Source organism: Paraburkholderia sp. (genome assembly GCF_004298475.1).
In the GTDB taxonomy this organism is placed as follows: domain Bacteria; phylum Pseudomonadota; class Gammaproteobacteria; order Burkholderiales; family Burkholderiaceae; genus Paraburkholderia; species Paraburkholderia denitrificans.
Window position 1 is genome coordinate 172,073 of sequence record NZ_SCRP01000010.1, and the last position, 22,551, is coordinate 194,623.

At 63.0% G+C, this 22,551-nt stretch carries 25 protein-coding genes and 2 tRNA genes; 14 read left to right on the top strand and 13 right to left on the bottom strand.

The window, feature by feature from the left end; all coding sequences use genetic code 11:
* Positions 1 to 241 precede the first annotated feature (241 nt).
* Both nodI and EPN59_RS06165 read left to right on the top strand, forming a co-directional pair.
* The gene (nodI, locus tag EPN59_RS06160) at positions 242 to 1,156 is read left to right on the top strand and encodes a nodulation factor ABC transporter ATP-binding protein NodI (protein ID WP_293040525.1); all 915 of its coding nucleotides are present in this window, start codon (positions 242 to 244) and stop codon (positions 1,154 to 1,156) included.
* Between the two features lie 85 nt (positions 1,157 to 1,241).
* Complete coding sequence (locus tag EPN59_RS06165) at positions 1,242 to 2,078, top strand: ABC transporter permease (RefSeq protein ID WP_293039562.1); 837 nt, start codon at positions 1,242 to 1,244, stop codon at positions 2,076 to 2,078.
* Between the two features lie 52 nt (positions 2,079 to 2,130).
* On the opposite strand, the gene EPN59_RS06170 is transcribed toward EPN59_RS06165, so the two are convergent.
* The 3 genes from EPN59_RS06170 to EPN59_RS06180 all read right to left on the bottom strand — a co-directional run bounded on the left by EPN59_RS06170 (position 2,131) and on the right by EPN59_RS06180 (position 5,063).
* Positions 2,131 to 2,553 (bottom strand): hypothetical protein, encoded by a 423-nt coding sequence (locus tag EPN59_RS06170; protein WP_293039557.1) that lies wholly within the window; start codon positions 2,551 to 2,553, stop codon positions 2,131 to 2,133.
* Between the two features lie 194 nt (positions 2,554 to 2,747).
* Complete coding sequence (locus tag EPN59_RS06175) at positions 2,748 to 3,809, bottom strand: permease (protein ID WP_293045713.1); 1,062 nt, start codon at positions 3,807 to 3,809, stop codon at positions 2,748 to 2,750.
* A 201-nt stretch (positions 3,810 to 4,010) separates the two neighbouring features.
* The gene (locus tag EPN59_RS06180; RefSeq protein WP_293045715.1) at positions 4,011 to 5,063 is read right to left on the bottom strand and encodes an NADP(H)-dependent aldo-keto reductase; all 1,053 of its coding nucleotides are present in this window, start codon (positions 5,061 to 5,063) and stop codon (positions 4,011 to 4,013) included.
* 438 nt (positions 5,064 to 5,501) lie between these two features.
* Here EPN59_RS06180 and EPN59_RS06185 point away from each other — a divergent pair, with 438 nt between their 5' ends.
* Entirely contained in the window at positions 5,502 to 5,744 is a 243-nt protein-coding gene (locus EPN59_RS06185) for a hypothetical protein (RefSeq protein ID WP_293036772.1), read from the top strand.
* 133 nt (positions 5,745 to 5,877) lie between these two features.
* Here the strand turns inward: EPN59_RS06185 and EPN59_RS06190 are convergent, their stop codons facing one another.
* Positions 5,878 to 6,144, bottom strand: coding sequence for a hypothetical protein (locus tag EPN59_RS06190; protein ID WP_293036769.1), 267 nt, complete (start codon positions 6,142 to 6,144; stop codon positions 5,878 to 5,880).
* A 385-nt stretch (positions 6,145 to 6,529) separates the two neighbouring features.
* Between EPN59_RS06190 and dusA the strand changes: the two genes are divergently transcribed.
* Both dusA and EPN59_RS06200 read left to right on the top strand, forming a co-directional pair.
* A complete protein-coding gene (gene dusA, locus EPN59_RS06195) occupies positions 6,530 to 7,555 on the top strand; it encodes a tRNA dihydrouridine(20/20a) synthase DusA (protein WP_293036766.1) in 1,026 nt (341 codons plus the stop codon).
* A gap of 92 nt (positions 7,556 to 7,647) precedes the next feature.
* Positions 7,648 to 7,723, top strand: a tRNA-His gene (locus EPN59_RS06200).
* Between the two features lie 262 nt (positions 7,724 to 7,985).
* Here EPN59_RS06200 and EPN59_RS06205 read toward each other — a convergent pair.
* Together EPN59_RS06205 and EPN59_RS06210 are read right to left on the bottom strand one after the other, a co-directional pair.
* Positions 7,986 to 9,917, bottom strand: a complete 1,932-nt coding sequence (locus EPN59_RS06205) for a potassium transporter Kup (protein ID WP_293045718.1) — start codon at positions 9,915 to 9,917, stop codon at positions 7,986 to 7,988.
* Between the two features lie 145 nt (positions 9,918 to 10,062).
* Positions 10,063 to 10,305 carry a hypothetical protein gene (locus EPN59_RS06210; protein ID WP_293045720.1) on the bottom strand — a complete coding sequence of 81 codons (243 nt, stop codon included), beginning with the start codon at positions 10,303 to 10,305 and terminating at the stop codon, positions 10,063 to 10,065.
* Positions 10,306 to 10,572: 267 nt separating this feature from the next.
* On the opposite strand from EPN59_RS06210, the gene EPN59_RS06215 reads away from it, so the two are divergent.
* Positions 10,573 to 10,998 (top strand): hypothetical protein, encoded by a 426-nt coding sequence (locus tag EPN59_RS06215; RefSeq protein WP_293037015.1) that lies wholly within the window; start codon positions 10,573 to 10,575, stop codon positions 10,996 to 10,998.
* A gap of 40 nt (positions 10,999 to 11,038) precedes the next feature.
* Here EPN59_RS06215 and EPN59_RS06220 read toward each other — a convergent pair whose 3' ends face one another.
* From EPN59_RS06220 to EPN59_RS06240, 5 genes are all read right to left on the bottom strand, one after another.
* Complete coding sequence (locus EPN59_RS06220; protein WP_293037017.1) at positions 11,039 to 12,187, bottom strand: enoyl-CoA hydratase/isomerase family protein; 1,149 nt, start codon at positions 12,185 to 12,187, stop codon at positions 11,039 to 11,041.
* A gap of 80 nt (positions 12,188 to 12,267) precedes the next feature.
* Positions 12,268 to 12,921, bottom strand: a complete 654-nt coding sequence (locus tag EPN59_RS06225) for a TetR/AcrR family transcriptional regulator (protein ID WP_293037021.1) — start codon at positions 12,919 to 12,921, stop codon at positions 12,268 to 12,270.
* A gap of 51 nt (positions 12,922 to 12,972) precedes the next feature.
* Positions 12,973 to 13,257 carry a DUF1488 domain-containing protein gene (locus EPN59_RS06230; protein ID WP_293037024.1) on the bottom strand — a complete coding sequence of 95 codons (285 nt, stop codon included), beginning with the start codon at positions 13,255 to 13,257 and terminating at the stop codon, positions 12,973 to 12,975.
* Positions 13,258 to 13,527: 270 nt separating this feature from the next.
* Positions 13,528 to 13,866: a multidrug efflux SMR transporter gene (locus EPN59_RS06235; RefSeq protein ID WP_293037027.1), complete on the bottom strand. Its 339-nt coding sequence runs from the start codon at positions 13,864 to 13,866 to the stop codon at positions 13,528 to 13,530.
* Positions 13,867 to 13,870: 4 nt separating this feature from the next.
* The gene (locus EPN59_RS06240) at positions 13,871 to 14,368 is read right to left on the bottom strand and encodes a heme-degrading domain-containing protein (RefSeq protein ID WP_293037030.1); all 498 of its coding nucleotides are present in this window, start codon (positions 14,366 to 14,368) and stop codon (positions 13,871 to 13,873) included.
* Between the two features lie 185 nt (positions 14,369 to 14,553).
* On the opposite strand from EPN59_RS06240, the gene EPN59_RS06245 reads away from it, so the two are divergent.
* Positions 14,554 to 14,630 (top strand) — tRNA-Met (locus tag EPN59_RS06245).
* Between the two features lie 217 nt (positions 14,631 to 14,847).
* Here the strand turns inward: EPN59_RS06245 and EPN59_RS06250 are convergent.
* Together EPN59_RS06250 and EPN59_RS06255 are read right to left on the bottom strand one after the other, a co-directional pair.
* A complete protein-coding gene (locus tag EPN59_RS06250; protein ID WP_293037033.1) occupies positions 14,848 to 16,047 on the bottom strand; it encodes an MFS transporter in 1,200 nt (399 codons plus the stop codon).
* 49 nt (positions 16,048 to 16,096) lie between these two features.
* A complete protein-coding gene (locus EPN59_RS06255; RefSeq protein ID WP_363928545.1) occupies positions 16,097 to 16,324 on the bottom strand; it encodes an SDR family oxidoreductase in 228 nt (75 codons plus the stop codon).
* Between the two features lie 85 nt (positions 16,325 to 16,409).
* Between EPN59_RS06255 and EPN59_RS06260 the strand changes: the two genes are divergently transcribed.
* The 7 genes from EPN59_RS06260 (at position 16,410) to EPN59_RS06290 (ending at position 22,528) form a co-directional block, all read left to right on the top strand.
* The gene (locus tag EPN59_RS06260; RefSeq protein WP_293037039.1) at positions 16,410 to 17,318 is read left to right on the top strand and encodes a LysR family transcriptional regulator; all 909 of its coding nucleotides are present in this window, start codon (positions 16,410 to 16,412) and stop codon (positions 17,316 to 17,318) included.
* A gap of 102 nt (positions 17,319 to 17,420) precedes the next feature.
* A complete protein-coding gene (locus EPN59_RS06265; RefSeq protein ID WP_293037042.1) occupies positions 17,421 to 17,966 on the top strand; it encodes an NUDIX hydrolase in 546 nt (181 codons plus the stop codon).
* A 15-nt stretch (positions 17,967 to 17,981) separates the two neighbouring features.
* Positions 17,982 to 18,734: a leucyl/phenylalanyl-tRNA--protein transferase gene (gene aat / locus EPN59_RS06270; RefSeq protein WP_293037045.1), complete on the top strand. Its 753-nt coding sequence runs from the start codon at positions 17,982 to 17,984 to the stop codon at positions 18,732 to 18,734.
* 178 nt (positions 18,735 to 18,912) lie between these two features.
* Complete coding sequence (locus tag EPN59_RS06275; protein ID WP_293037048.1) at positions 18,913 to 19,692, top strand: arginyltransferase; 780 nt, start codon at positions 18,913 to 18,915, stop codon at positions 19,690 to 19,692.
* Positions 19,693 to 19,783: 91 nt separating this feature from the next.
* Positions 19,784 to 20,818, top strand: a complete 1,035-nt coding sequence (locus EPN59_RS06280; RefSeq protein ID WP_293037051.1) for a quinone-dependent dihydroorotate dehydrogenase — start codon at positions 19,784 to 19,786, stop codon at positions 20,816 to 20,818.
* 153 nt (positions 20,819 to 20,971) lie between these two features.
* On the top strand, positions 20,972 to 21,769 hold the full coding sequence (locus tag EPN59_RS06285) for a transporter substrate-binding domain-containing protein (RefSeq protein ID WP_293037054.1): 798 nt from the start codon (positions 20,972 to 20,974) through the stop codon (positions 21,767 to 21,769).
* A 99-nt stretch (positions 21,770 to 21,868) separates the two neighbouring features.
* On the top strand, positions 21,869 to 22,528 hold the full coding sequence (locus EPN59_RS06290; protein ID WP_293037057.1) for an amino acid ABC transporter permease: 660 nt from the start codon (positions 21,869 to 21,871) through the stop codon (positions 22,526 to 22,528).
* Positions 22,529 to 22,551: the final 23 nt, after the last annotated feature.

Below are 22,551 nucleotides of genomic sequence, written 5' to 3' on the forward strand. Positions count from 1 at the left end.
TCCCCGGCCCGCACAGATCGCGCGCCGTGCAATCCCATCATGCTGCGCCGCAATTGCACATGCAAGGGCTGGAAAACGCCAGGTCCGGCCCCGTCGTGCATGCGCGCCCTGCACCGCCGCCCAGGCACGCGCGACGCGACGCGGTTCGCCGCCTGCCGCCTGCGCGGCAATGTTCTAGAATAGGCCGCCTCACCGTGCGCCACGCGCGCGCCGCTTCCATCGATTCATGCTCCTACGGTCCATGCCCGCACCCGCCATCGAATTCGAGCAGGTCATCAAACACTACGGAGACAGGACAGTCGTTAATGGCCTGTCGTTCCACGTCGTCCCCGGCGAGTGCTTTGGACTCCTCGGCCCCAACGGCGCAGGCAAGACAACGACGCTGCGCATGCTGCTCGGCATCGTCGCGCCCGATGCCGGGCGCATCAGCCTGTGCGGCGAGCCGGTGCCTGCACGGGCGCGCCACGCCCGCACGCGCGTGGGCGTCGTGCCGCAGTTCGACAACCTCGACCCCGATTTCACCGTCCGCGAAAACCTGCTCGTGTTCGGGCGCTACTTCGGGTTATCCGCGAGCGAGACGCGTGCGCTCGTTGCGCCGCTGCTCGAATTCGCACGCCTCGAGAGCAAGGCGGATGCGCGCGTCGGCGAGCTGTCGGGCGGCATGCGGCGACGCCTCACGCTCGCCCGCGCGCTCGTCAACGACCCCGACGTGCTCGTCATGGACGAACCGACCACAGGCCTCGACCCGCAGGCGCGCCACCTGATCTGGGAGCGTCTGCGCTCGCTGCTTGCGCGCGGCAAGACGATTCTGCTCACGACGCATTTCATGGAGGAAGCCGAACGGCTCTGCAACCGCGTGTGCGTGATCGAGGAAGGCCGCAAGATTGCGGAAGGCGCGCCGCATGCGCTGATTCAGTCGGAGATCGGCTACGACGTGGTCGAGGTTTACGGCCCCGATCCAGCCGCGCTGCGCGACGAGCTGGCGCCCTTTGCCGAACGGACGGAGATCAGCGGCGAGACGCTCTTTTGCTACGTCGAAGATCCGCAGCCGATTCATCAGCGGCTGCGCCATCGCGCGGACCTGCGTTACCTGCACCGGCCCGCCAATCTCGAAGACGTGTTTCTGCGGCTGACCGGCCGCGAGATGCAGGACTGACAGCGGCAGGACGAACAGCGGCACGACGACCCGCCACAGAACTAACCGCAACGACGAAACCCGGCAGCCCCACTCACAGGACATCATGGACGCACGCACCGAAAAGGCGCCGCCAGCGCACCCCGCCAGCACGCCGCAGCGCGAGCCGCGCGCGGCGTTGCCGTCGAGCGCAACGCACTGGATCGCGGTCTGGCGGCGCAACTATCTCGTGTGGCGCAAGCTCGCAATCGCATCGATGTTCGGCAATCTCGCCGATCCGATGATCTATCTGTTCGGCCTCGGTTTCGGACTCGGGCTGATGGTCGGGCACGTCGACGGCGTCTCGTACATCGCGTTTCTCGCGGCGGGCACGGTTTCGTCGTCGGTGATGATGTCGGCGAGCTTCGAGTCGATGTATTCGGGCTTCTCGCGCATGCACGTCCAGCGCACCTGGGAAGCGATCATGCATACGCCGCTCTCGCTCGGCGACATCGTGCTCGGCGAGATCGTGTGGGCCGCAAGCAAATCGATGCTCTCGGGCGCGGCGATCATGCTCGTGGCGGGCGCGCTCGGCTATGCGAACTTTCCGTCGATGCTGCTCGCGCTGCCCGTGATCGCGCTCGCCGGACTCGCGTTCGCCAGCTGCGCGATGATCGTGACGGCACTCGCGCCGTCATACGATTTCTTCATGTTTTATCAGACGCTCGTGCTTACGCCGATGCTGCTGCTCTCAGGCGTGTTCTTCCCGATCACGCAACTGCCTGCGGCCGCACAACACGTCACGCTGATGCTGCCGCTTGCGCACGCGGTCGAACTGATTCGTCCGGCGATGCTCGGGCGCCCCATCGAACACGCGGGGCTCCATCTGTTCGTACTGGCTTTCTACGTGGCGGTGCCGTTCGCGATTGCAACGGTGCTGTTTCGCCGGCGCATGATGCGCTGAAGACGCGGGCGGCGGCGGAAAGCGCACCCGCGAAGCCGAAAAACCCGGCGAGTCACTCTTCGTCGTCGCCCCAGGGAATGTCCACGTCGGAGATGAATGCGACCGTCGCAAAGGGACCGCCTTCGTGCCGGCCGAGCTTGCCGTCAGCGCGATGCCACTCGACCCGGAACGTCGTCACTGCGGCGTCCGCGAAGAGATACACGGTGCGGACTTCCTCGGGATCCGAATCCTCGACCGGACCGTCGAGCGACACCAGCAATTGCTGCGGCCACAAACCGTCGGCGGGATCGTAGATGCGGTCGGCTTCGGGGATCAACGTGTCGGCCTCGACGCCGATCGTCGCCGACGCCTCCACGATCATCTTGCCGAGCGCCCGCAATACGGCTGTCGCACGTGCCGAGTTGGCCTGCCGGATGGCGAGGTCGCCGCGCGTCAGAGCTTGTTCGAGTTTCGGGTTCGTCTTCTGCTGAGCCATACTGTTTTCCGGGCCGCGGCCCTCTCCTGTGCACACGAACGCGCCAGCGTCCGCGATTCGTGCCTGGTTGATGCCTGATCCATGCCTGATTGATGCCTGGTTGATGCCTGGTTCATGCGCCGCGCCAATGCCGAATGGCGAGCGTGGCGCAAAACCCGTTCAATCGCTCTGGCGTGCCACGACGGCAAACGCCTTCAAAATCCGAGCGCGACCGCCGCGTAGCCCGCAGCGATGCCGAACAGCACCACCACCGCCGCGACGAGCGCGAGCACGCGCGGACGGAACGAGCCCGCCAGCATCGCGAGCGACGGCACGCTCACGGGCGGCAGCGTCATCAGCAGCGCGCCTGCGGGGCCGACACCGATGCCGAGTACGAGCATCGCCTGGATGATCGGCACCTCGCCTGCCGTCGGGATCACGAACAGCATGCCCGCCACCGCGAAGGCGACGATCCAGCCGAGGCTGCTCGTCACCTCCGGGCTGATATGCGGAAAAAGCCAGGCGCGCGCCGCGCCGAGCAGCAGCACGAGCACGATGTATTCGGGGATGAGCCGCACCGTCATGCGCACGAACAGCTGCGCCCAACGCACGAACATGTTGCCGCTGCCCGCCTGCTGGGATGTGAGTTGGGCAAGACGATCGTCGGCGGCCGGCGCTTCTTCCTTCGTCGAGAGCCGGTTCGCGAGCCAGCCCAGCCCGAACACCATCGTCACGCCGAGCACGAGCCGCAACAGGCTCCACTGCCAGCCGAGCACGAACCCCATGAACACGAGCGTGGCGGGATTGAGCACCGAGTTGCCGAGCCAGAATGCAATCGCGCTACCCACCGAAGCATGGCGTGCCCGCAATCCGGCCACGACGGGTGCAGCGCAGCAGGTGCACATCATGCCGGGCACGGCGAGCAGCCCGCCCGCGGCTACGCTACCGAAGCTGTGCCGGCCGAGCACGCGCGCAACCCACTGCGGCGGCAGCAGCGCCTGGACGGCCGAGCCGAGCAGCAGCCCCAGCACCATCGCCTGCCAGATCGCCTTGCCGTAGGTCCACGCGTAATCGAGCGCGGCGGAAAGCGACGGCGCGGGCGCGTTCGCTTCGGTCCCCATCAGGATGGAGTGGCCGATCGAGTGCGTCGCCTCGGCTGTGAATGCGCGGTGATAGTACGGAAACCATTTGACGTAAAAGAGACCAACGATCGCCAACAAGATAAAAAGGCGCCAGCCGTACGAGGGCGTGGCCTGCGTTTCGCGTGCGGTCGTCATTGCGAGAATTCTCCGAGAAAATGCGTGCGGGCGCCGGGGCTTCTTCTTTGATGCGGCCCCGAAGCGCAAGCTGGATCGTAGTGTATGGATCACGATTCGCCAACGGCTTTCGCCGCGATCCGCAAGAATACACGCGCCGCCGCCGCCGTTGTGGCGGCGCGCGGCGTAGTGCCCTGTGTCGTGCCCTGTGTCGTGCCGAGGTTACGGCGCGGGATTGGGCTGCAGCGCGTGAAGCGCGTCGGTCTGGGCGAGCACCTCGGGCGAGAGCTTCACGTCGATGCTGGCGATATTCTCCTTCAACTGCGCCATCGACGTCGCGCCGATCAGATTGCTCGTCACGAACGGCCGGCTATTGACGAAGGCAAGCGCGAACTGCGCGGGCGTGATGTCATGCTCCTTCGCGAGCGCCACGTAGCGCGACGTGGCCGCAACGGCCTGCGGATTGCTGTAGCGCGCGAAGCGCTCGAACTTCGTGATGCGCGCACCTTCCGGCCTCGCCCCGCCCTCGTACTTGCCGGAGAGCCAGCCGAACGCGAGCGGCGAATACGCAAGCAGGCCGACGCCTTCATGATGCGTGAACTCCGAAAGCCCGGTTTCGTACGTGCGGTTCAGGAGGCTGTACGGATTCTGGATGCTGACGATACGCGGCAGGCCGAGCTTTTCTGCGGCCCGCAGAAATTGCGCGACGCCCCACGGCGTCTCGTTCGACACGCCGATGTGACGCACCTTGCCCGCCTTCACGAAGTCGGCGAGCACCGAAAGCGTCTCCTCGATCGGCACGGTGTACGCATCGTCGATCCACGGATACGCGTTGCGGCCGAACGTCATCGTGCTGCGATCGGGCCAATGCAGCTGGTAAAGGTCGACGTAATCGGTCTGCAGGCGTTTCAGGCTGCCGTCGAGCGCCTCAGTGAGATTCTTGCGGTCGAACTGGTTCGTTTCACCGCGAATATGGCGCGGATTGTGCGGCTGCCGCGCCGGCCCGGCGATCTTCGTTGCCAGCACGATGCGCTCGCGCACTGCCGGATGTTTCGCAAGCCACGTGCCGATATAGCGCTCGGTCAAACCCTGTGTCTCGGCGCGCGGCGGCACGGGGTACATCTCCGCCGCGTCGATCAGCGTGACGCCGTGATCGAGCGCGTAGTCGATCTGTTCGTGCGCATCGCGCTCCGTGTTCTGCTCGCCCCACGTCATGGTGCCAAGGCCGATCAGGCTGACCTGGACGTTCGTGTCTCCGAGAGTGCGGTATTCCATTGAAGCGTCATTCCATCGTGAGTTGGGGGTGAGCGCGAAACTACCACGTCGCAGCGGATTTTTCAGGGGACCGGCCTGCCGCGTCAGCCGCCGTGGATGGTCTTGTCATAACGCGCAAAAAAGCCGGACCCGGCATGACCGGCCCGGCTATGCGCGGCATACGCTGCGGCGAGGCGACCTTAATGGCGACCTGAACGGTGACGTTAATGGCGGCCTGAACGGCGGCCTGCATGGTGACCTGAGGCACCGAGGGCCAGTTACGGCCCGACGCGCTCCACGACCCAGTTCTAGCTGCGCACGAGGTAATACTGCCCTGCGATGCCGCCCCAGTGACGGCCGCGCGGCGGCGACTGCAGCGCGCCCGCGCAGTGCAAAATGCCGAAGTCCGCAGACGTGCCAGAATCGGGCACGCCCGACAACGAGACAGGAGATCACGCGATGGAAAACCAGCGCGCCTATGAGTACAGGGGTTTCGACATGATCGCGGGCGTCGATGGCGACCACGAGCACGGCTTTTTCATCTCGTCCCAGAGGATCCGCAGTCTGACCGAAGATCTGACCGCCGAGGTGCCGATCGACGGCATCGCCGCCGGACGCTTCCGGCACCAGGACAACGCGTTCGACGCATCGTTCGACCGGATGCGCGATGCCATCGACAAGCAGGTAACCACTCACCACTAACCCGCCAAAACGCTCAAACCTGGTCCACCGGACGGACAAAACGAAACGCCGGGTGTCTTGTGGACACCCGGCGTATGCGCCGCCCAGACAGTCGGACTGTGAAGCAGGGGCGGCGAAGCAGGTCCGGCTTGGCTTAGTGGCCGAAGTACGTCGAACGCGGGCCGGCCTTGTCGTGGCTGCCCGACTGCGACAGCGTGGTGTCGACCCCGCCGTAGGCCGCGCCGTTCGCTTCTTGTGCACGCTCAGCCGCAACGGTCTGGGCGCTCATGCCGTGCTGCGAAGCCGGCGCGCCGACTTCCGGACGGTAGAACGGCGCCGGGCCATAGCCGCTGGCGAACGCCGGAGCAGCGATAGAAGCGGAAGCTGCGACCAGCAGCGCGGCGATCAGTTTGGTCTTCATGGTGGACTCCAATATCAGGTTCGGTTGCGTTTCCGGGAGGCGCCGCACCTGGGAGGTCATGAACCCATGAGCCGCGTCAACGAGACCTAGTGTATACACCTACTATCAGAAAATAATGACGATCAAACGAATTTACTATTCTGAATTCCGAAACAATTCTGTCAGCCAATCCTGGCGCGGCTGAGCCACGAACAGACCCTAATACGACCCGCAAAAAAAACTTTTCACGACGCACGAATGGTCGCCAGGAATACATAAGTACAAGAGGGTTTCTCCGCGGCTCGCGCACGCCGAAAACGCACTGCGCTGCTTTGCGCGGTGCGCAACGCGCCTGGACGCGTGAGTTAAAATGCGAGGTTGTTCCACGCCAGCCGTCCGCCTTCCCATGTCCGCCAACCGTATTGCCAGCCCCCGTCGCGTATGCGTCGCGCCGATGCTCGACTGGACCGATCGTCACTGCCGCTCGCTGCACCGTTTCATCTCCCGGCACACGTGGCTGTACACGGAGATGGTGACGACGGGTGCCCTGCTCCACGGCGACGTGCCACGCCATCTCGCGTTCACGCCGGCCGAAGCGCCGGTGGCGCTTCAGTTGGGCGGCAGCGAGCCGGACGACCTGGCGCGCGCGGCGAAGCTCGGCGAACAGTGGGGCTACGACGAAATCAATCTGAACTGCGGCTGCCCGTCCGAGCGCGTACAGCGTGGCGCATTCGGCGCATGCCTGATGAACGAGCCGCAACTGGTGGCCGACTGCGTGAAGGCGATGCGCGACGCCGTCTCGGTGCCGGTGACCGTCAAACACCGCATCGGCGTGGATAGCGTCGAGGCGTATTCGTTCGTGCGCGACTTTGTCGGCGCGGTGGCGGACTCCGGCTGCGACGTGTTCGTCGTCCACGCGCGCAACGCGATTCTCAAGGGCCTGAGCCCGAAGGAAAACCGCGAGATCCCGCCGCTCAAGTACGACTACGCGTACCAGCTCAAGCGCGATTTCCCGCAGCTTGAGATCGTCATCAACGGCGGCATCAAGACGCTCGACGAAGTCGAGGCGCACCTTGCCCATGTCGACGGCGTGATGCTCGGCCGCGAGGCGTATCACAACCCGTACCTGCTGGCCGATGTCGACGCGCGCTTCTACGGCGCGGCCGAACCTGTGCCCACGCGCGAAGCGATCGAAGCGAAGCTGATCGACTACTGCGCACACGAGATTGCGCGCGGAACGTATCTGGGTGCGATATCGCGCCACGCGCTCGGGCTGTATCGCGGCGTTGCGGGCGCGCGTGGCTGGCGACGCGTGCTGTCAGACAGCCGCAAGCTCGCGAAGGCGGATCTGGCAATCTTCGACGAAGCGCGCCAGGAACTGCGCGCGACTTTCGCAGCGTCCGCGGAAATGTCTGCCGAAATATTTGACTGAGGGACTAGGCAAGCGTAATAGGGTGTGTATATAATCTTTCTTCTCGATTGCCGCTGAAGTTTTTGAAGCGTGATCGCAAAAGTTTTGCAGTGGTGGCTGTAGCTCAGTTGGTAGAGTCCAGGATTGTGATTCCTGTCGTCGTGGGTTCGAGTCCCATCAGCCACCCCAGAGAATTTAAACAAAAAGCCCAGCCCTCACCGGTTGGGCTTTTTGTTTTCTGGAATTCGTGCAGGTGCTGCGTGGGCATTTCCCGCAGCCATCGGCGCGCAGCGTCTCTACACGCCTGCCCCCAAGTCGTGGATTGTCGCGTTACGTGTGAAACGGCGGCGACAGCAATCGCGTACCCGAATCGCGTCACCACCGAACCTTAATCAACGCGCCCGCATCCACGCAGTCAGCTTGACGCCCGCAGCCCCCCCCTCCCCACGCACTAAAGCTGAATTTTCACCTGCGTCCCGACTTCAATAACCTGATCGGGCGGCAGTTTAAAAAACGCCGCGATGTTGCCGACGTTATGCAGCATCACCGCGAACAGCCGTTCGCGCCACACGGCCATGCCAGCGCCCGGAGTCGCTACCACCACCGCACGGCTCAGGAACCAGGAGGTCTCGCCAGGATTGATTGCGAGCCCGGTCGCCTGTCCGGCGGCGAGCGCCTGCGGCAGATCCACATCGTCCTTGAAGCCGTAGTTGACGATCACCTGATACCCACCCGGGCAGAGTCGCGTCACCTTCAGGCGCGCGCTTTCGGGCACCCGGGGCACGTTCTGCGACACGACCGTCACGAACAGAATGCGCTCATGCAGCACCCTGTTGTGCCGCAGATTGTTGACGAGCGCATGCGGCACGGAGTTCGGGTTGGGCGTGAGGAAGATGGCCGTGCCGCCCACGCGCACGGGAGAACGCGCGAGCAGCGCGGCGAGATACGGCTTGAGCGGCTTCTTGCCCGCGCGCACGCGGGCCTCGGCCATCATCAGTTGCGATCCGCGGCCCCACGTCGCCATGACGGTGAACATGAGCGTGCCGATCACGAGCGGGAACCAGCCGCCTTGCACGATCTTGAGCAGGTTTGCCGAAAAGAACAGTGCGTCGATCACGAGGAAAAAGAACGTCGCAAGCACGCAGAGCACCCAGTTGTAGTGCCACGCGTAGCGCACGACAAAGAACGTGAGAAACGTCGTGATCAGCATCGTGCCCGTGACCGCGATGCCGTACGCCGAACCGAGCGCCGTCGACGACCCGAACCCGACCACCGCCGCAATCACGGAGGCGAGCAGAATCCAGTTGATGCCCGGAACGTAGATCTGGCCGATCTCGCGCTCCGACGTGTGCACGATGTTCATGCGCGGCAAAAACGCGAGGTGCATGGCCTGCATCGCCATGGAGTACGTGCCGGAAATCACGGCCTGCGAGGCGATGACCGTCGCGAGCGTGGCGAGCACGATCATCGGAAAGATCGCCCATTGCGGAAAGAGCCGGTAGAACGGATTCTGGACAGCGCCGGGATTCGTCAGCAGCAGCGCGCCCTGCCCGAGGTAATTGAGCGCGAGCGCCGGAAACACGAGGCCGAACCAGGTAAGACGAATCGGCCGCTTGCCGAAATGGCCCATGTCGGCATAGAGCGCCTCGGCGCCCGTGAGCGACAGCACGACCGCGCCGAGCGCCACGAACGCAAGCCAGCGGTGGTGCATGACGAACGCAAGGCCGCGCAATGGATTGAGCGACACCAGCACGATCGGCGCGGCGGCGATATTGACGAGGCCCACCACCGCGATCACGACGAACCAGAGCACCATCACCGGTCCGAACACCGCGCCGATGCCACCTGTGCCGCGTTTTTGCGCGATGAAGAGCGCGATGAGCGCAGCGAGCGTCACGGGAATCACGAAGGTCTTGAGTTCCGGCGCGGCCACTTCCAGCCCCTCGACGGCGCTCAGCACCGAGATGGCCGGCGTGATGACGCTATCGCCGAAGAAGAGCGCCGCACCCATCACGCCAACGATGAGAAGCGTCCGACGAAGCCGTGGCCGGTCCGACACCGACGAAGCCGCGAGCGCCAGCAGCGCCATGATGCCGCCCTCGCCATGGTTGTTCGCGCGCAGGATCAGCACGACGTACTTGAGCGTGACGACGACCATCAACGACCAGAAGATCAGCGACACGATGCTGACGATATTGAAGGCATCGAGCTCAAGCCCATTGCCCGGATCGAACACCGTCGAAAGCGTGTACAGCGGGCTCGTGCCGATGTCGCCATAGACCACGCCGAGCGCAGCGAGCGCGAGTGCGCCAGGCGCCTGGGGATGAGACCCGGAATCGTGCGAGGAATCGGCTGCGGGCGTGGCCGGTGAGGAATCTCCCATGACTGCCTCCTCGTTCGGGCATGAAGCAACCCGCGCTGCTTGATCACCGTCGTTTCGTGGAGGCCGCTGCGGTCGCATGCGCCAACCGCGCGCCGCGCGTGCTCAACCTTAGGGCAAGTATAGGAATTTCCGGCACGAAGGCACGTTACCCCACCGCCCGTGCGTCGGCCCACGCCCGCGCCGCTTCAAACCCTGCTTCGGCGGCAGCGTGTTCGGTCGACCAAAGCCGGTCGATATGGACGAGTTGCCAGTCCTGCAGGACCGCATCGTCCTTCAGCACGCGAAAGTGCGCCTTCACGCCCGTGAGCACCTGCTCGACTGCAACCTCGATGTCGTAGCCCTTGTAGTGCTCCTCGTAGTCACCCATGTCGATGCCCTTCGGCTCCATGATCTTTTCTCCTCCGTGACTGGCCGGTTCATCGTAGCACTTCCCCCTGGCTACGCCCGTGCACCTCGACGGCATCCCGATCGCACGAGACGCCAGCGACCCGCACCGCTTCGAGAGCCGGCCACGATCCTCATGGCAAAGCGGGCCAAAGAACGGCCTGCACAGCTAAAGCCGCCGCCGCGAGGCGCCGATATAATGGCGCACACCCTTGCCAGCGCACCCGCGAGGCGCGCCGCGAGCCGACGCTTCGTACTCTCGTCTTTCGAAATGCAAAAACTGATTCTGCCGTTCGTATCGGGCTTTCTCGCTTCGTTGTTCTTTCGCGAAGCGACGCTTGCGCTGCTGCACGCGGCACAGGTCATCGATGCATCCGGTTTTTCGACGCAACCGTTCCTTCCGTTCGGCTTGCCCGAGTTTCTCGTGAACGCGATCTGGAGCGCCATCTGGGCGGTGCCGATGGCATGGCTGCTGCAGGTGTCGCCCTCGCGGCCCGCACCGTGGGTACCGGCGTTCGTGTTCGGCGGCCTCGTGCTGACTGCCGCGATGCTGTTCGTCGTCGATCCGCTGCGCGGCATCTGGCCGAGCGGCAACATGCTGCCGCGCGTCGCGACGGGGTTCGCCTCGAATGCCGTGTGGGGATGGGGCGCGCTCGTATTCATGCGCGCGCTGATGAGCGAGGCCCCGCAGGACTGATCCACCCGCGCGTTTCAGCGCGCGCGCCGGGCTTACTCCCTTACTCCTGCAGATCGCGCAGCGGATGATCGTCCACCGTCCAGGGGCTCTCGAACATGCTTTCGACCTCGCTGGCCGGTACGTCTTCGATGCGCGCGAACCGCCAGAGCGGGCGGTTGTCCTTGTCGATGATGCGCGCGCGGATCCCTTCCATCGCATCGCCGCGAGCGAAACTCGAGCGCGTGAGATCGAGATCGCGACGCAACACGTCCGCCATCGCGCCCTCCGCTCGCGACACGACTTCGAGCGACACCGCCATCGAAAGCGGCGAGCGTTCGCGCAACACGTCCAGGATCTGCCCCGCCCATTCGCGCTCGGGTCCCTCGGCTTCGCGCTGCGCGGCTGCGAGTGACGCGGCGATGGCCGGCACGTCCGCCTGCGAAAAATGCCGGTCGATCCACTCGCGCGAACCGGCGAGCGCGCAGGTATCGATGGCATTACGCATCTGTGCGCCCGTTGCGGCGACGCGCCGAAGGTACGCGACGATGTCCTCGCTCGTTGCGAACGACTCTGTTTCAAGCGCGTCGATCAGTGCGGGCCATGCCGCTTCGTCGAGGTACACATCCGCGAGCCCGATATAAAGCGCGCTCGCGGCATCGAACGTCTCGCCGCTCACCGCGAGATAGCGGCCGATCGCGCCGGGCGTGCGCACGAGGAACCAGCCCATGCCCACGTCAGGGAAGAAACCGATGCGCGTTTCCGGCATCGCCATGCGCGTCGACGCGCCCACCACGCGAAGACCGCCGGTGCGATACGCACCTTGTGAAATACCCATGCCGCCGCCCATCACGACACCGTTCATGAAAGCGATATAGGGCTTCGGATACGCAAAGATGGCGTGATTGAGGCGATATTCGTCGGCGAAGAACGTGTCGAGCGCGGCCTGATCGCCCGCGCGGTACGACGCGTGGAGAAAGCGGATATCGCCGCCGGCGCAGAACGCGCGCGCATGAGGCGAGCGCACGACCACGGCGAGCACGTCTGCATCGTCGCGCCAGCGCTCCAGCGCGGCGAGCATGGCGCGGACCATCCCGGTAGACAGCGCATTGAGCGCCTGGGGGCGTTCGAGTTCGATGAGGCCGATGCGGTTCGCTACGCGCGCAACGACGTGCGGATCGGCCTGACTGGCGGACGGGGCTTCCTGTGGCATGGCGATGGCAGAAACTGAAAGCGCAATGAAAAGGCTCCGCGCGGGCGCACACGACGCATCGAGCCTCTGGGTTCAGGCTATCACGTCGCCGCAGCCTTCGTTTTCTTCGTGGCGTGCCCCGGCGCTTCGGCAGACGGCTCAGGACGCGCGAGCAGCCAGGCATCGAGCGCAGCATCCACGAGTTGTCCGGGCGGTGCGTGCGGGAACTCCGGCTGCGTCAGCGACAGCGCCACGATGCCGTGCAGCGTCGCCCAGAAAGCCTCGGCAAGCGCGGCGCTTGCAGCGCCATGCACAGCATCGAGGGCCTCGGCGAACAGGCCCGCTGGGGCCGGTATTGATCCGCCCTGCTCGCCGCGTTCGCGCGTGTTCGCCATGCCCGGCACGTCGATGAACACCACCCGATAAGTCTGCGGGTACGCGCGTCCGAACGCCACGTACGCGTGGGCAAGTGCGCGAAGCCGCTCGGCCGGATCGGCGATCCGCACGCACGGTTCGAGTTGTGCGAACAGTTGCGCATGTCCCTCGTGGCCGAGCGCGCGCGCAATTTCGTCGCGATTTTCGAAGTAGAGATAGAGCGACGCTGGCGAGTAGCCAATTGCCTCGGCGATCTTGCGCATCGAGAGCGCCGCGAAGCCGTCGCGCACCACGATGCACCGTGCGGCGTCGAGAATGCGACTGCGCAGCGCCTGTCGCTGTTCGGCGTGTGAGCGGCTCTTGCCTTCGCGGAGTTCCATTGCGTCGAATGCGTTGGGTGCCGGCGCTTTTGCCGCGGCACCCACGCCTTGTTATGAGCGAAGCCGGCCAGGCGGAAAATGCCCGCTCTTGAGCAGGACGGGCGTGCCGTTGCTGAGTTCGAGATGAGCGCGGGCGACCTGTTCGATCCGCGTGCGGCCCGCGTCGAAAGCCTCGATCGACGCATCGCGGCTTGCGGTCAGCGCACCGAAATGATCTTCGAGCGCCTCCACGGAAATCGCGCACGGCACGCGTGCGCCATCGACGAGCGCCGCAAAAACGACAGTCAGATTCGAATCGAAATAGAGCGGTGCGTCGGAAGAAAAATGAATATCCATCACCAGCCTCGCTGGGCAATTCGTCGGAATAAACCCCCGCACCGGTCGGCGGCGCGCATGACCGTCCATGTTACGCCTCGGCCCGCTGCGCAGTCGCGAACGTGTGTGCGGCTGTCGCGCGCCTGGCATGCTGCGAGTCATGCCGGGCATGCGCGGTCAGCCTGTGGGGAGACCCCGTGATGTCGGGGGGCGTGAAAAGCAGCAGCGTGATCGCCGCTGCGCTGAGCAAGCCGGAACCAAAGCGCGCGCCGCGCGTGCAGCCTGGACGCTTCAGTGCGCTTCCATCTTCGAGAACAGATTGAGCACGACGACGCCCGCCACGATCAGCCCGAGGCCGAGCACCGCGGGCAGATCGGGTATCTGGCGGTAGAGCGCCATCGCGACGAGCGTAATGAGCACGATGCCCACGCCCGACCACACCGCGTAGACGATGCCGACCGGAAGGCTCTTGAGCGTGACCGACAGCCCGTAGAACGCGAGCGCGTAGCCCACGATGACGATGGCCGAAGGCACGATGCGCGTGAAGCTGTCCGATGCGCGCAGCGCGGACGTAGCAATGACTTCGGCAATGATGGCGATGACGAGCCAGCTCCAGGGACTCTGTGGCATTGCGTCAGGCCCTCGCTAACGCAAGCTGCGCGTAGTCAGCACCGAGCAGCGCGCACAGCGCTTCGACGACGAGTTCATGATCGGAGCGCTGCGGCAGCCCCGAGACCGTGACCGAGCCGATCACGCCCGCGCCCGCGACGGCCAGCGGAAACGCGCCGCCATGAGGCGCGAAGTCGGCAACCGGCAAGCCGTGCTTCTCGGCGAGCGTCGTGCCGGCCTGCTGCATGCGCAGGCCGATCGCATACGAGCTATGACGGAAGTGCTCGACGACACGCGACTTGCGACGCACCCAGTCGACGTTGTCGGGGGTCGTTCCATCGAGTGCGCTAAAAAAAAGCGGCTGACCGAACGTACGCACGTCGATGGCGACGGCGAGCGTTCGCGCAAGCGCGAGTTCGTGCAGATGCGAGCCGAGGGCCCACGCACGGCCTGTGTCGAAATGGGGGAAGACGAGCGCCTGTTCCTGCGCGGCGATCGATTGCAGATCGTGAGCGATATCCATGGAGACGAACCGTAATGACGACGGCGCCGCAACGCCGCCCGGTGAACGTCGGCAGGTGCCAACGGAATGAGTTCGTCATTCTAGCCTGGTGCGTGACGCAAGCTTCCTGCGGGCCGTTCGAAGGCCATTCGTTATTTGGTATTGCTATGTCGCGACGGTTCGATTACAATCTTTTCTTCGACGGACGCGGGGTGGAGCAGTCTGGCAGCTCGTCGGGCTCATAACCCGAAGGTCGTAGGTTCAAATCCTACCCCCGCAACCAAAAATCAAAGGCTTACCACGCATACGCTGGTAGGCCTTTTTGTTTTTCTGCGGGTTTTTCTGCGCCCAGGTTTTCTCTGCCTAACAATGTGTTGGAATGTGTTGGTGTGGTCGCCAGTTGCCCACTGCATAACCGCCGCATAACACCAGGACAGAAGCGGGACAGTAGCGGTCGCCAGCAAAGTAAATAAACTATCCGTTTCCGTAAATGGCACGCATTAACTTGCCCGCCGAGCCACCCACGGTGCCATTAGAATAGCCAAGATTGCAATCCCCGTTGCAACATAGCCGATACTGCCCAGTCCCCACTCCTTGATCGCTAATCCACCGATAATTGCCCCCAGTCCAGTGCCGGCATTAGCCGCCGAAACATTTAAAGTCCCGGCTAAAGCCTTGGCGTGCGAAGCAGATTTCATTACTCGAACCTGGCATATCGGGAACAGTGCCGTATAGGCGACTCCCCAAATCGCTAGCGCGCCAATTAACAAATTCAAGGAATTTGCTACCGGTACACTTATAGCCATACCAAAACCAAGTAGAGAAGTGAAGATCAGCGTGGCCCGCAATGGATTGCGATCCACCAGTCTCCCGCCCAACCAGTTACCCCATATGCCAACGGCACCAAACCCCATAAGCCACCAGCCGACGTGAGTTGAAGCCACTCCCGCTATGCGCTCCAATGTATCAGCCAAGTACGTGTAAGCCGTGAACATCGCTGTAAACACCACGACCGACATAATCACATTAGCTATGAAGTGAGTATTCGTCAGAATACGAGTCTGCTCCGCCAGGCGCAGCCGCTGCGGACGCGCCAGAGTCGGCATGAAAGCTACCATCAACAAGGCCATCAGCAACGATAATCCGGCTAGCCCCCAAAACGTACCACGCCAGCCGATGTAGTCAGCGGCCAAAGTCCCGATTGGGATACCAAATAGCAAGGCGGCAGAGATGCCAAGATATACCCGCGAGACTGCACGCCCCGCAAATTGCGACCCTGCAAGCTGTCCAGCTGTTTCACTGGCCACTCCCCAGAAAACCGGGAGTACCAGCCCCGGGATAAAACGTGCGACTGCCAGCACCCATATGTTTGGAGCTATAGCTGCCAGCGTGTTGGCTGCGGCGAAGATTAACAAAATAGCTACAAACAACCGTTTGCGTTCAACGTGCGATAGTAATGCCGTAAGCGCGGGCCCAAACAACATGACGGTAAATGCAAACAGGGTGACCAGCTGGCCAGCGGCAGATATGGAAATATTCAAGTCACGAGCCAAACCCGGCAATATCCCGACAATCGAATATTCCGTGGTAACAATAACGAAGGCAGCAACCGCCAATAGAAAAATCGAAAAGGCATTACTTCCATCTCGATTGAGCTCGGAAGCCGCATCCTCAGAAACATCAACATATTCACTCGACATAATCAGCCTCAACCACAAAGGTGCACATGGTATTAATAATTTCAAAAAATCAGAAACAGGCCTTCACCGCACCTCCGTCCACTCTTATCGCAGCTCCAGTAATGGAAGATGCAAGTTCACTACAGACAAAAGCCACAGTATTTCCAATCTCATCGGGAACCGAATATGAACTTAGCAACGCCGCGGCCGATGCACCTGCCGGACCGCTACCTACTACGAGTACGTCTGTTTCGATCATGAAATCACCTCTCAGCATTTCCCATAGATACATCGGCATAGGCGATCATTTTATTTCGCAATTCTAATCAAATGAGGATATAATTTCCCATATTGCTGGAATTTTCTTCCATAATTGTGGAATCATGATCCCATCTGAGCGACTCAAAGGTATAGAGGCTTTCGTTACTGCTGCCGAGGCAGGCAGTTTTACGTCTGCCGCCGAGCGGCTGAACTTGACCAACTCTGCTGTCGGAAAAAGTGTGGCTCGCTTGGAAGGGCGATTGGGAACCCGTCTTTTCAACAGAACGACAAGAAAGCTGTCATTAACCGACGCTGGCGAAGCCTTTTATGAAACATGCGTGAGAGTCCTGGGGGAACTTCAGGATGCGGAAGCAATGTTGGCCGCTCAAAAGAAAGAGCCAATTGGGCGTGTAAGGGTCGATGTTCCTGTTTCCTTCGGACGTCGGATCGCATTGCCGTCACTCCTCGATTTTTTTGAGCGACATCCAAATCTTCGCCTTCACGTTTCGTTTTCTGACAGATTTATTGATTTAGCTGACGAAGGTGTAGATCTTGCAATTCGCATTGGGGGGAATAACGGGCAACATCCATCGCTTGGTCAGCGCCACCTGGGTCGTGAGAGGTTGATATTCTGCGCATCGCCAGAATATTTACACCGGAATGGAGTTCCAGAGTCAGTAAATGACTTGTTTAAACATCGTCATCTTGTTTACAAGAAACAGAATGGCAGCATCAGCCCCTGGCTTTTCCCCCGCAATTTCGATGAAATAAATCGCCGCTCATTAGGTGGAGAAATGATAATTGGGCATGGCGAAGCGTTAGTAGCAGCGGCTTTGGGGGGATACGGAATTGCACAATTGGCAACATGGCTTATTGAGAGTGATTTAAAAAACAATAATCTGGTTGAAGTTTTACCGGATCTTTCCACCGACGGATTGGAGCTAAACATAATATGGCCAAAACGTCATAAATTACCCCTTAAGATTGATGCGCTTATAACGTTCCTGACACCATCCTTGAGAATAAGATAATAGGGCTGGCGTACGTCGAGAAAGTTTCCGCCCGTGCAGCCGCCCGCCCGGCTGCGAGCGTCGCGGTGATACACTCGCATCACCCTTCCCCCTATCGTGCCCATGAAATTCTGCTCGACTTGCGGTCAGGCGGTCAGCCTGCTCGTACCGCCCGGCGACAATCGCGAACGCTTCGTCTGTTCGGCTTGCGGCACCGTGCACTACCAGAATCCGCGCAATGTGGTCGGCACCATTCCCATGTGGGAAAACAAGGTGCTGCTGTGCCGCCGCGCGATCGAGCCGCGCTACGGCTACTGGACGCTGCCTGCGGGTTTCATGGAGATGGGCGAGACAACCTCCGAAGCCGCAGCGCGCGAGACGCTCGAAGAAGCCGGCGCGCACGTCGAGATACAGAATCTCTTTTCGCTGCTGAACGTGCCGCACGTGCATCAGGTGCATCTTTTCTATCTCGCGCGTCTGCTCGACACCGATATCGCCGCGGGCGACGAGAGCCTCGAAGTGCGGTTCTTCGAAGAGCACGAAATTCCGTGGGACGATCTCGCGTTCCCGACAGTCGTGCAGACGCTGCGTTTCTTCTTCACCGATCGCGAGTCCGGCAGTTACGGCCTGCATACCGGCGATGTGCTGCGCGCCATGCGCGACGACTGATCCCCCTCACCGCCGATGGTTCCCTGGCTCGGGCCCGAAGACCCGTTTCCCAACGTCGAGCGCGCCCTCGGTGCAGACAGCGGCGCACCCGGCCTGCTCGCAGCGAGCGCCGACCTGCTGCCCTCGCGCCTCGTCGACGCCTATCGTCACGGCATCTTCCCCTGGTACTCCGACGGCCAGCCCGTGCTCTGGTGGAGTCCCGATCCGCGCATGATCCTGCGCCCCGACGAGTTCAAGGTGTCGCCGTCGTTGAAGAAGACGCTCAAACGCGTGCTGCGCGATAGTGCGTGGGAGATCCGCGTCGACGCCAATTTCGCCGCCGTGATGCGCGCCTGCGCGAACGCACCGCGCCGCGGCCAGCGCGGCACCTGGATCACCACGGAAGTGATCGACGCCTATTCGACCCTGCACCGCATCGGCGACGCGCACAGCGTCGAAGCCTGGTGCGACGGCGAGTGCGTCGGCGGGCTCTATGGCGTGTCGCTCGGCACGATGTTTTTCGGCGAGTCGATGTTCGCGGCCGTCACCGATGCCTCCAAGATCGCGCTCGCAGCACTCGTCGCGCATCTGCGCCGGCACGGCGTCGCGCTGATCGATTGTCAGCAGAACACCGCGCATCTCGCCTCGCTCGGCGGTCATGAAATCGCGCGCAAAGCGTTCGTCGCGCATGTGCGGGCGACGGTCGACGCGCCTCGCATTCCGTGGCGTTTCGACAAGCACGTCCTCGCCGATCTGGTGACGGGAGGCGGCGCACCGCCGGTTGTCTGAACGCCGCGCCACGCGCGGCATGAAACGCATTTCACGCGTTACACGCGTGAGACAGTACGGCGCAAATCGTCGGATGCCGGTTCGGAGTCGATGCTAGACTGCAACCAGAACGCGTCGCCCGCACACGCCATCCGCATGCGGTTTCGCGACGATCCGACCTGCCACGAGAGCTGCCAACGTGACGCATCCCAACGAGCTGCCGCTTTCACCGCTTTCCGCGCTGCAATTCTATGCAACGGCGCCCTATCCCTGCAGTTATCTGGAGGGGCGCATCGCGCGCTCGCAGGTGGCGACGCCAAGTCATCTGATCAACTCCGACGTCTACACCGAACTCGTGAAGGCCGGCTTCCGGCGCTCGGGCGTTTTCACCTACCGGCCCTACTGCGACGGCTGCCGCGCCTGCGTGCCGGTACGCGTGCCGGTCGCGCAGTTCACGCCGAACCGTACACAGCGCCGCGTCTGGCGCCATCATGGCGGCCTCGTGGCGACCGTCGCGCCGCTTCACTACGACGAAGCGCATTACACGCTCTACATGCGCTACCAGTCGGCGCGCCACGCGGGCGGCGGCATGGACCGCGACAGCCGCGACCAGTACGAGCAGTTCCTCCTGCAAAGCAGAATCAACTCGCGCCTCGTGGAATTCCGCGAGCCCAACGAAGCCGCCCCTGACGAGCCAGGCGAGCTGCGGATGGTGAGCATGATCGACATCCTCGGCGACGGGCTTTCGTCGGTCTACACGTTCTTCGAGCCCGACACGCCGCACGCGAGCTACGGCACCTACAACATCCTGTGGCAGATCGAACAGGCGCGCAGCCTGCAATTGCCCTACGTGTACCTCGGCTACTGGATCCGCGAGAGCCCGAAAATGGCCTACAAGTCGCGCTTCCGGCCCATAGAAGGTCTGCTCGACGGCGCCTGGACCGCACTCGATCCCGATCTCGCGAACCAGGTGCGCTGAATCACCCCCGCGCCTCGCGCGCACCGACGGCCGCGTGCAATGCCGCTAAAATAGCGGGTTCCCACTTTTTCAGCGCCCGCGCCCTCTTCTCGTGTTCAGCTCCCTCTATCCGTTTCTGCGCAGCCAGCTCTTTCGCATGGACGCCGAAGACGCCCACCACCTGACGCTGCGCGCCATCGGCGCGGCCGGGCGCACCGGCATCGCCGGGCTCGTCGCACCGCACGTGCCCGCTGCGCCGCGCACCGTGATGGGTCTCACGTTCCGCAATCCGGTCGGCCTCGCGGCGGGGCTCGACAAGGAAGGCGCGGCGATCGACGGATTCGCCGCGCTCGGCTTCGGCTTCATCGAGGTGGGCACCGTGACGCCGCGGCCGCAGCCGGGCAATCCGCGCCCGCGCATTTTCCGGCTGCCGGAGGCGGGCGGGATCATCAACCGCATGGGCTTCAACAATCACGGCGTCGAGCAGTTCGTGAAGAACGTGCAGGCCGCGCGCTATCGCGGCATCCTCGGCCTGAACATCGGCAAGAACGCCGATACGCCGATCGAGCGCGCCGCCGACGACTATCTCTTCTGCCTCGAACGCGTCTATCCGTTCGCGAGTTACGTGACGATCAACATCTCGTCGCCGAACACGAAAAACCTGCGCCAGTTGCAGGGCGCGGGCGAACTCGACGCGCTGCTCGCCGCCCTCAAGGACAAGCAGCAACGGCTCGCCGACATTCACGGCAAGCTCGTGCCGCTCGCGCTGAAGATCGCGCCGGATCTCGACGACGAACAGATCAAGGAAATCGCCGATACGCTCTTGCGTCACAAGATCGAAGGCGTGATCGCAACCAACACGACGCTTTCGCGCAGCGCCGTAGAAGGTCTGCCGCATGCGCAGGAAACAGGCGGTCTTTCGGGACGTCCGGTATTCGACGCGTCGAATGCGGTGATCCGCAAGCTGCGTGCCGAACTCGGCGCCGAAGTACCCATCATCGGTGTGGGGGGCATCTTTTCGGGCGACGACGCGCGTGCGAAGATCGATGCGGGCGCAGCCCTCGTGCAGCTCTACACCGGCTTTATCTACCGCGGCCCCGCACTCGTTGGCGAATGCGTGCGCGCACTGGCTTCGGCGCGCGCCTGACGATATAGTCTCAGGCTGGTTCCGTGCATTAGTGCATTACGCGGCGCGCGTACAGGTGTTGGCACCAGCGGCTGGCAACAACGGCTGCCCCGTCGGCCAGCTCCGTCGATTGGCGCCAGCGTCGTAAAACCGCAGCAAAACAAGAGGACAACGATGAAACTCGCTCTGCTGAAAAAAGTCTTTGCAGCCGCACTGATCGGCGCATCATTCGTTTCGGCCAGCGCCCACGCCGAAGACCTGCTCGACCAGGTGAAGGCGCGCGGCACGCTGCGCATCGGCCTCGAAGGCACCTTCCCGCCCTTCAACTCCAAGGCGCCGGACGGCCAGCTCGTCGGCTACGACGTGGACATCGCCAAGGCCGTCGCCGCGAAACTCGGCTTGAAGCCCGAGTTCATCACGACCGAATGGAGCGGCATCATCGCGGGTCTCCAGGCCGGCAAATTCGACGTCATCGTGAACCAGGTCGGCGTCACCGACCAGCGCAAGGCCGTGCTCGACTTCTCGCCCGCTTACACGTACTCGGCCGCGCAGCTCATCCAGCGCAAGGACGACACGCGCCAGTTCAAGTCGCTCGAAGACCTCAAGGGCAAGCGGCTCGGCGTCGGCCTCGGCACCAATTACATGGACATGGCGAAGTCCGTGCCGGGCATCAACGTGAAGACCTATCCGGGCGCCCCCGAATATCTGGCCGATCTCGCCGCGAACCGTCTCGACGCCGCGCTCAACGACCGTCTGATGCTCGCGTACCTGCTGAAGAACTCGCAATTGCCGCTGCGCACGGGTGCGATCGTCGGCAGCGGCAACCCGTCGGCGATTCCGTTCAGGAAGGGCAATCCGAAGTTCGCGAAGGCCATCGACGATGCGATGAATCAGCTCGAAGCCGACGGCACCTTCACGAAGATCTCGGACAAGTGGTTCGGCATCGACGTCAGCAAGCCGATCGCGCAATGAACCCCACCGTCGCGTAAGTCGCGGGGCGGCATCGCAGGATGCCGCCCCTTGCTTTTGGACGTCCCGCGCGGCTTCCTTTAACCCTGACCCGTGTCGCCCATGTCCATCACAACGCTCATCATCCAGTCACTGCCGGTGCTCGCACAGGGCGCAGTGCTGACCGTCAAGTTCGCCGTGCTCTCGATGATCTTCGGCCTCGTCGGGGCCGTCGTGCTCGCGCTGATGGGCATCAGCACGCGCCGCGGGCTGCCGCGAATCGCACGGGTTTATGTGAGCATCATGCGCGGCACGCCGCTGCTCGTGCAGATTTTCGTCGTCTATTACGGATTACCGAGCATCGGCATCGCGCTCGACCCCACGCCTGCCGGCGTGATCGCGCTGTCCGCGAACGTGGCGGCGTATCTGTCCGAGAGCATGCGCGGCGCGATTCTCGGCATTCATCGCGGGCAGTGGCTCGCCGCGTACAGCCTCGGTCTTTCGCGGCGCCAGACGCTGCGTTACGTGATCGCGCCGCAGGCCCTGCGCATTGCGGTGCCCAGTCTCTCGAACAGCCTCATCAGCCTGATCAAGGACACCTCGCTCGTCTCGGTGATCACCGTGACCGAGTTGCTGCGCAGCGCACAGGAAATCATCGCGTCGTCTTATCAGCCGCTGCCGCTCTACCTCGCTGCCGCAGCGATCTACTGGGTCTTGTGCCAGGTGCTCGAATGGCTGCAGCACTGGTTCGAGAAGCGCCTCGCCCTGCCTTCGCGGCACTGAGCGTTCGCATCACAACGCGCTCG

Bases quoted from the DNA above. Each gene is read 5' to 3' on its own strand.
- nodI (WP_293040525.1), top strand. From the start codon at position 242: ATGCCCGCACCCGCCATCGAATTCGAGCAGGTCATCAAACACTACGGA.
- EPN59_RS06165 (WP_293039562.1), top strand. From the start codon at position 1,242: ATGGACGCACGCACCGAAAAGGCGCCGCCAGCGCACCCCGCCAGCACG.
- EPN59_RS06170 (WP_293039557.1), bottom strand. From the start codon at position 2,553: ATGGCTCAGCAGAAGACGAACCCGAAACTCGAACAAGCTCTGACGCGC.
- EPN59_RS06175 (WP_293045713.1), bottom strand. From the start codon at position 3,809: ATGACGACCGCACGCGAAACGCAGGCCACGCCCTCGTACGGCTGGCGC.
- EPN59_RS06180 (WP_293045715.1), bottom strand. From the start codon at position 5,063: ATGGAATACCGCACTCTCGGAGACACGAACGTCCAGGTCAGCCTGATC.
- EPN59_RS06185 (WP_293036772.1), top strand. From the start codon at position 5,502: ATGGAAAACCAGCGCGCCTATGAGTACAGGGGTTTCGACATGATCGCG.
- EPN59_RS06190 (WP_293036769.1), bottom strand. From the start codon at position 6,144: ATGAAGACCAAACTGATCGCCGCGCTGCTGGTCGCAGCTTCCGCTTCT.
- dusA (WP_293036766.1), top strand. From the start codon at position 6,530: ATGTCCGCCAACCGTATTGCCAGCCCCCGTCGCGTATGCGTCGCGCCG.
- EPN59_RS06205 (WP_293045718.1), bottom strand. From the start codon at position 9,917: ATGGGAGATTCCTCACCGGCCACGCCCGCAGCCGATTCCTCGCACGAT.
- EPN59_RS06210 (WP_293045720.1), bottom strand. From the start codon at position 10,305: ATGGAGCCGAAGGGCATCGACATGGGTGACTACGAGGAGCACTACAAG.
- EPN59_RS06215 (WP_293037015.1), top strand. From the start codon at position 10,573: ATGCAAAAACTGATTCTGCCGTTCGTATCGGGCTTTCTCGCTTCGTTG.
- EPN59_RS06220 (WP_293037017.1), bottom strand. From the start codon at position 12,187: ATGCCACAGGAAGCCCCGTCCGCCAGTCAGGCCGATCCGCACGTCGTT.
- EPN59_RS06225 (WP_293037021.1), bottom strand. From the start codon at position 12,921: ATGGAACTCCGCGAAGGCAAGAGCCGCTCACACGCCGAACAGCGACAG.
- EPN59_RS06230 (WP_293037024.1), bottom strand. From the start codon at position 13,257: ATGGATATTCATTTTTCTTCCGACGCACCGCTCTATTTCGATTCGAAT.
- EPN59_RS06235 (WP_293037027.1), bottom strand. From the start codon at position 13,866: ATGCCACAGAGTCCCTGGAGCTGGCTCGTCATCGCCATCATTGCCGAA.
- EPN59_RS06240 (WP_293037030.1), bottom strand. From the start codon at position 14,368: ATGGATATCGCTCACGATCTGCAATCGATCGCCGCGCAGGAACAGGCG.
- EPN59_RS06250 (WP_293037033.1), bottom strand. From the start codon at position 16,047: ATGTCGAGTGAATATGTTGATGTTTCTGAGGATGCGGCTTCCGAGCTC.
- EPN59_RS06255 (WP_363928545.1), bottom strand. From the start codon at position 16,324: ATGCCGATGTATCTATGGGAAATGCTGAGAGGTGATTTCATGATCGAA.
- EPN59_RS06260 (WP_293037039.1), top strand. From the start codon at position 16,410: ATGATCCCATCTGAGCGACTCAAAGGTATAGAGGCTTTCGTTACTGCT.
- EPN59_RS06265 (WP_293037042.1), top strand. From the start codon at position 17,421: ATGAAATTCTGCTCGACTTGCGGTCAGGCGGTCAGCCTGCTCGTACCG.
- aat (WP_293037045.1), top strand. From the start codon at position 17,982: ATGGTTCCCTGGCTCGGGCCCGAAGACCCGTTTCCCAACGTCGAGCGC.
- EPN59_RS06285 (WP_293037054.1), top strand. From the start codon at position 20,972: ATGAAACTCGCTCTGCTGAAAAAAGTCTTTGCAGCCGCACTGATCGGC.
- EPN59_RS06290 (WP_293037057.1), top strand. From the start codon at position 21,869: ATGTCCATCACAACGCTCATCATCCAGTCACTGCCGGTGCTCGCACAG.